The sequence below is a fragment of the Pedobacter sp. UBA5917 genome (assembly GCF_002432345.1).
Lineage (GTDB): Bacteria > Bacteroidota > Bacteroidia > Sphingobacteriales > Sphingobacteriaceae > Pedobacter.
On record NZ_DJDT01000119.1, the window covers coordinates 1 to 6741 of the forward strand.

Here is a 6741-nt window from a genome sequence, read left to right on the forward strand (position 1 = left end):
CGCTGGCCGCCGCTGCAGCACCTCTCGGATCAACTGCCTGTGGACTATTTTGCTCCATGATTTTTGGTGCTTCGCCACTGCTTTTGACTAAAAATGGATATTCGATATTAGGATCGGCATCCAGAACGATTTTTACCAGTTCTACATGGAAATCGTAAGGACGGTCGAAGTTATAGGTATAATAAAATTTTTGATGCGGATCTTCGATAAAACCACTCAATTTAGAGTTTTCCATTAAAACTACACGGTCCTTTTTACGTTCGCTCGGTAAATAGGCAATTTCATCGCCCTTTAACCAATTGTCGGTGCTTACATAAAAAGACGAAGACTTTTCGGCATTATAACCTGTAGATCTGTGGATAGCCCTGTGCAGGTCTTCAAATGTTTGGTTTGATTTAATGTCGATCTCTCTCACAACATCATCAAAATCTTCGAAAGTAATTCTAAATTTATAAATAGCCATTATTGTATTTTGGAACCGTAAAAATAAAGTTAATTTATAATTACCACAAACATCAAATGCCATAAAAGACATCCTAATTTTGTAGTTGGGGCAATTAAATTATTTATTAACAGGATTTAATCCCATTTGTTTTGCCTGATTGAGCATAAAATCGAATGCCTCCTGATAATCGTTTTTGATTTCACCTTCTAATATGGCCTCGCGGATAGCGTTTTTTATAATACCTACTTCTTTTCCTGCCTCGAGTGCAAAAGTTTCCATAATATCATTGCCGGTAATAGGAGGTTGCCAGTTTCTGATTTTATCGCGTTCTTCTACATCTTTAAGCTTTTGTTTTACCAGCTCAAAGTTGTTCCTGTACTTTGTTTTTTTGTACTCGTTTTTAGTGGTAACGTCGGCATTGCAGAGTAACATCAGGCTTTCGATTTCTTCGCCGGCGTCAAAAAGCAATCTCCTTACGGCCGAATCGGTAACGGTTTCCTGTGCTAAAACAATCGGACGTAAATGAAGCTGAACCAGTTTTTGCACATACTTCATTTTTTCATTTAAAGGAAGTTTTAACTGTGCAAAAATTTTCGGTACCATCCGTGCGCCGCGGTCTTCGTGCCCGTGGAATGTCCAGCCGTGGCCTTCTTCAAAACGTTTGGTAGCCGGTTTGGCAATATCGTGCAGAATAGCCGCCCAGCGCAACCATAAATCTTCCGTATCAGCGCAAATATTGTCGAGTACCTCCAAAGTATGGTAAAAATTATCTTTATGGCCTTTACCCTTTATAATTTCAACGCCATACAGCTGTGCCATCTGGGGAAAAATAAGATGCAACAATCCTGTATCAAAAAGATGTTTAAAACCTATCGAGGGCTTTTTAGAAAGGATGATTTTATTCATCTCATCTGTAATCCGTTCTTTAGATACAATGCTGATGCGCTGTTTCTGGGTTTTGATGGCATTAAGCGCTGCCGGATCGATATCAAAATTGAGCTGTGATGCAAAACGGATGGCCCGCATCATACGCAGAGGATCGTCGGAAAAAGTAATTTCGGGATCGAGCGGCGTACGGATCAGTTTATTCTCTAAATCTTTAACCCCGTCAAATGGGTCTAAAAGCTCGCCAAAGTGGTCGGCATTTAAATTAATAGCAAGTGCATTGATGGTAAAATCCCTGCGGAGCTGGTCGTCTTCTAAAGTGCCATCCTCTACAATAGGTTTGCGCGAATCAGAACGGTAAGATTCTTTTCTGGCACCTACAAATTCAACTTCCAGATCCTGGTGTTTAATGTTTGCAGTACCAAAATTCTTGAATACAGCAACTTTGGTGTTAAGTTTACGGGCTACAGCCTCCGCATATCCGATTCCGCTGCCTACTACCACCACATCGATATCTTTTGACGGGCGGTTTAAAAATAAATCGCGTACAAAGCCACCGATTACATACGCTTCGGTATTGCTCTTATCTGCTATTGAGGATAAGGTTTTAAATATGGGGTGTTGTAGGTGTTGTTGCATGAACTTGGTTATTTATGCCGTACTGATCTGGGCCATCTATCCAATTGAAAAGATGTAAAGTAGTTCAGTTGACAATAATAATTACAAAAGTAATAAAATTATCTACGGATAAATTCAAACTGTCCGCCCGGAGAAAGTTTCATAATCGTTGATGGTTTTCTGTTGGTACGGTTTTCCTGTTCAAAGTCTACCACATAATCTACAGCATCAATAATTGCCGGATCAATATCATCAAAGAATTTCGGAGATGGTTGTCCGCTTAAATTGGCAGAGGTAGAAACAACCGGTTTCCTAAAGCGTTGGATCAAAGGGGTGCAAAAATCGTGTTTGGCAATCCTGATGCCCACACTGCCATCTGCATTGATTACGTTTGGTGCCAGGTTTTTTGCCCCTGGAAAAACGATTGTTAAAGGATTTTCTGCATACTCGATCAGGTCGTAAGCTACATCTGGTATTTCGGTAACATAACCCTGCAGTTTGCTATCTACATCCAATAATACGATTAGGCTCTTTTCGGCCGGCCGGTTTTTAATTTTAAGTACTTTATCTACTGCTTCAGGATTGGTGGCATCGCAGCCAAGGCCCCAAATGGTATCGGTAGGGTAGAGGATAACACCACCCGATTTTAATACTTCAAAAGCTTTGTTGATCTCATCTCTTAGCATCCTGCAAAGTTAATTTATTCGGCCGAAGGTTAATAATCTTAATGCGCGATATTATTTACGAAGTTTCATTAGGCTGTGCGAAGGAAAAACTTCGTAAATCTAGCCAAAGCCTTTTGGAGCGTGCGGCGGTAAAGCTTCAGCAATCTTGCAAAGCTTAAGTTATGTAAATAACTTCTTGTTAACGTAACATATTCTTTATCATTTATTTATTGCAGCTAATATGTTTTGCTGAAATAAACTGGTATTTTAGTAATAGGTTATTAAATAAAACGCAAAATGAAACACACACTAAAATGGTGTATGCTATTTACAATCGTAATGGCATTTACCAGCTGTATCACTGTGCTTACAGCTTCAGATTACGACAAAAATGTCAACTTTTCCAAGTTAAAATCCTTTGCTTATTTTGAAAAGGGGATTGAAGCGCTCCAGTTAAACAACCTCGATAAACCAAGGATGCTTAATGCAGTTGAAAATGCAGTACTAAAAAAAGGTTTTACGAAATCGGATCGGCCTGATTTTTTAATCAATGTGGCAGTATTGGTCAACATTAAAACAAGGGCCGATTGGGGTTATAGCGGTGGCGGATACCAATGGGATGCAACAGCTTCGGCCTATCAATGGAAAGAATCACAATTTGGTGCGTTGGGTACCAATAAAGAATACCAGAACGGCACCATTATCATCGATTTTTTAAATCCTGAAACCAAGGCAATTATGTGGCATGGAGTTGGTTCGGGTTTTAATTTTGATGATTATGAAAACAGGGAAGAAAGGATAAATTTGGCTGTTAAACAGATTTTGCTGGAATATCCGCCCGTTTATTGAAAAAGAGATTTAATCCAAATGTAAAATATTTACCCTGAACGATATACGGTTGAAACATTATCAATTGGAAATCGTTGTACAGATAACAATCTGATTGTAAAATATGTTAAATGATTTGGTGGTTGGTTACCTAAATCGTTATATTTATGTCAGGTTATTTATACAACAGCGCACAAAATGAGAACAGCACAAAAATTATTAATGCTTTTTACAGTGGTATTGGCATTAGCAGGATGTACAACACTCCGCACCGCATCAGATTATGATAAAAATGTTGATTTAAGCGGTTACAAAACTTACAATTTTTACGATAAAGGTATTGCCAGGGTTAAGCTGAACAACCTTGATAAGCGCAGGTTATTGGCTGCCGTTGAAGCAGAAATGAATGCCAAAGGATTTACCAAATCAGAAAAACCTGATTTATTGGTGAATCTGGTTGTTGTAGCCAGAGAAAAAACTGATGTTTACGGTCCTGGTTACTACGGTGGCTGGGGTTGGGGCTGGCGCGGCGGTTGGGGATCTCCTTTCTGGGGTGGCGGCGGAACTTACGTAAACCAGTACATAGATGGTACTATTATCATCGATTTCTTAGATCCTGCTAAAAAGATTTTATTCTGGCACGGACAGGGATCAGGTTTTAACCTCGATAATTTTAACAAAAGAGAACAACGTTTATATACAGGTGTAAAAGAAATATTGGCGCAATATCCACCAACGGTTACAGCTGCTAAATAAGTTGTAATTTAAGATAACAGAAGGGCTGTTGAATTTTTAAATAAATTCCAGCCCTTTTTCTTTTTTGAATAAGGCGCTAATACGCTTAGTTTGATAATTATTAATGAAAATACTGTTTTGTAAATGCTTTTCCTAGATCGATTCGTCATGCTGAATTTATTTTATTAGCCATTTCTATTGTTATTCAATGGTCTAATAGCTACTTTGTGGTCAGCATCTTTTTAGCATGAAAGACCCTGAAATAAATTCAGAGTGACGACACGAGTTGAAAATATCTGCAAGGAATAAAAAGATATGCAAACAACGGAATTAAGCGTAATTAAAGTCTTCGCCGACTTAACTGAAGGATAATATGTTAAAGGCTTTGATAACAATCCATTAATTGCTGCGTAACGAGAGAGCTGTTAAATTTTTGGACAAACTCCAGCCCCTTTTCCTTCATCTCTTTTTGCAGTTGTGGATTTTTCAAAATCTTATTTATGGCTTTTGCCAGTCCATTGGCATCATTTGGCGAAATGTATAAGCTGTTTGGTCCGCCGGCTTCTTCCAGGCACGAACCTGTAGCAGCAACCACCGGAATGCCCGAATACAATGCTTCTATAATGGGAATACCAAAACCTTCGTAAAATGAAGGATAAACGAAAACATCTGCCATTTGGTAAATACCCGGCAGATCGGCAAAAGGAATATTTTTTAGAAATATGATCCTGTTTTTAAGGCCAAGCTTTTCAATTTCGGTTTCTACTGTTTTAAAATAGGCTGTTTGTTTGCCTATTACCACTAATTTGTACGCTTCGTTTACCTCTTTTAAAGCCTGAACGGCCAACTTTAAGTTCTTACGTTCTTCGATGGTACCAACATTAAGGATGTATTTTTCGGGCAGTTTGTAGGTAGCCCTAATGCGGCTTAATATTTCTGTAGCGAAAGGGCTTTTAAAGCTATCGTCGCAACTTTGGTAGATCACCTCGATTTTTTCGGCACTAATGCCGTATAAATCAATAATATCTTCTTTTGTTTTTTCGCTGATGGCGATGATTTTGTTTGCCCGTTTACAGGCCGATCTACTTTTCCATTCGTATAGTTTCCTATCGATAAATTTGTAATACTGGGGGAAACGTAGAAAAATCAGATCGTGAATGGTAACGATTGATTTAATGGGGGTATGCTCAATGGCATAGGGTATTTCGTGACTAAGGCCATGATAAATCTTAACGTCATCACGGATAAGGTCTTTAAGGATATTTAGGCTCCGCCAGAGAAAACTTCCGCTTTGCGGTAACTTGAGTTCGATATTCTCTTTTTCAAAAAAAGCATCGATCTGTTTGGCCGGTTTTACCTTTGGAGAATAAACCAGATACCTATTTTGCGGAAACTGATCTGCCAAATGCTCAATTAACGACCGGCTATAATTGCCCAGTCCGGTTAAGTTATTGGCGGCACGTTTGCCATCGTATCCTATTTTAAGCCTAAAGCTTAAAGCCGAAAGACCAAAGCTTGATTGCTCAAGTTCAGTACTTTCGGCTTTTTGAGTTTTAGTTTCGCTTTCAGCTTTCACCTTTTTGCTTTCAGCTTAAACCGCTACATTATTTTCCCTTAACGCATCGTTAAGCGAAGTTTTCTTATCAGTACTTTCTTTACGTTTTCCGATAATTAAAGCACATGGCACCTGAAATTCGCCGGCAGGGAATTTTTTGGTATAACTACCAGGAATTACTACCGAACGTGCAGGAACAATACCTTTGTATTCAACAGGGGTTGGACCGGTAACATCAATAATTTTGGTCGATGCGGTTAATACCACATTGGCTCCAAGCACTGCTTCTCTTTCTACTTTAACACCTTCTACAACAATGGCTCTCGAACCCAAAAAAGCATCATCTTCGATAATTACCGGAGCAGCCTGTACAGGTTCTAAAACGCCACCAATACCCACACCACCACTTAAGTGAACGCGTTTACCGATCTGCGCGCAAGAACCAACGGTAGCCCAGGTATCAACCATTGTACCTTCATCAACATAAGCGCCGATGTTTACGTACGATGGCATCATGATTACACCTTTTGCCAAAAACGCACCGTAACGTGCACTTGCCATAGGCACAACACGAACACCAGTTGCTTTGTAATCGGTTTTTAATTCCATTTTATCATGGTATACAAAAGGACCGCTTTTAATCTCTTTCATCTCACGGATCGGGAAATATAAAATTACAGCTTTCTTTACCCATTCATTAATGCCCCAAGAGTTTAAAACCGGTTCGGCAACGCGGATTTCGCCTTTATCCAAACCCTGGATTACGGTTTCGATGGCTTCGCAATAGTTGCTATATTGTAAAAGGGTTCTATCTTCCCAAGCGGCTTCAATTAATTTCTTTAAATCTGAATACATGATGTTTTTAAATTTTACGCAAAATAAATCAATTTTTGTTTATTAAAGGGCTAATTGTTTAAATTGTTTTGCAGTTAGGTTAACTGGTTAAGCGTTTAAATTGGTTAACTGCTGAAATACGCTCCATACAATTAACCGATTAACCAGTTTATACA

At 38.9% G+C, this 6741-nt stretch carries 7 protein-coding genes; 2 read left to right on the forward strand and 5 right to left on the reverse strand.

Annotated elements, in window-relative coordinates; all coding sequences use genetic code 11:
* The 3 genes from B2V92_RS07030 to B2V92_RS07040 form a co-directional block, all read right to left on the reverse strand.
* Positions 1-463: IS1096 element passenger TnpR family protein (locus B2V92_RS07030; RefSeq protein ID WP_293306182.1), on the reverse strand; the 463-nt coding region annotated here is incomplete at its 3' end.
* Between the two features lie 99 nt (positions 464-562).
* Positions 563-1969, reverse strand: coding sequence for a CCA tRNA nucleotidyltransferase (locus B2V92_RS07035; protein ID WP_293306184.1), 1407 nt, complete (start codon positions 1967-1969; stop codon positions 563-565).
* 98 nt (positions 1970-2067) lie between these two features.
* Entirely contained in the window at positions 2068-2634 is a 567-nt protein-coding gene (locus B2V92_RS07040; protein WP_293306186.1) for an L-threonylcarbamoyladenylate synthase, read from the reverse strand.
* Positions 2635-2910: 276 nt separating this feature from the next.
* Between B2V92_RS07040 and B2V92_RS07045 the strand changes: the two genes are divergently transcribed.
* Entirely contained in the window at positions 2911-3462 is a 552-nt protein-coding gene (locus B2V92_RS07045; protein WP_293306188.1) for a DUF4136 domain-containing protein, read from the forward strand.
* A 177-nt stretch (positions 3463-3639) separates the two neighbouring features.
* Positions 3640-4197 carry a DUF4136 domain-containing protein gene (locus B2V92_RS07050; RefSeq protein ID WP_293306190.1) on the forward strand — a complete coding sequence of 186 codons (558 nt, stop codon included), beginning with the start codon at positions 3640-3642 and terminating at the stop codon, positions 4195-4197.
* A 355-nt stretch (positions 4198-4552) separates the two neighbouring features.
* Here the strand turns inward: B2V92_RS07050 and B2V92_RS07055 are convergent, their stop codons facing one another.
* Together B2V92_RS07055 and B2V92_RS07060 are read right to left on the reverse strand one after the other, a co-directional pair.
* A complete protein-coding gene (locus B2V92_RS07055) occupies positions 4553-5752 on the reverse strand; it encodes a glycosyltransferase family 4 protein (RefSeq protein WP_293306192.1) in 1200 nt (399 codons plus the stop codon).
* Positions 5753-5767: 15 nt separating this feature from the next.
* The gene (locus B2V92_RS07060; RefSeq protein ID WP_293306194.1) at positions 5768-6586 is read right to left on the reverse strand and encodes a 2,3,4,5-tetrahydropyridine-2,6-dicarboxylate N-succinyltransferase; all 819 of its coding nucleotides are present in this window, start codon (positions 6584-6586) and stop codon (positions 5768-5770) included.
* Positions 6587-6741 lie beyond the last annotated feature (155 nt).

Excerpts from the sequence above, each read along its gene's own strand:
- B2V92_RS07035 (WP_293306184.1), bottom strand. The coding sequence starts at position 1,969 with ATGCAACAACACCTACAACACCCCATATTTAAAACCTTATCCTCAATA.
- B2V92_RS07040 (WP_293306186.1), bottom strand. The coding sequence starts at position 2,634 with ATGCTAAGAGATGAGATCAACAAAGCTTTTGAAGTATTAAAATCGGGT.
- B2V92_RS07045 (WP_293306188.1), top strand. The coding sequence starts at position 2,911 with ATGAAACACACACTAAAATGGTGTATGCTATTTACAATCGTAATGGCA.
- B2V92_RS07050 (WP_293306190.1), top strand. The coding sequence starts at position 3,640 with ATGAGAACAGCACAAAAATTATTAATGCTTTTTACAGTGGTATTGGCA.
- B2V92_RS07060 (WP_293306194.1), bottom strand. The coding sequence starts at position 6,586 with ATGTATTCAGATTTAAAGAAATTAATTGAAGCCGCTTGGGAAGATAGA.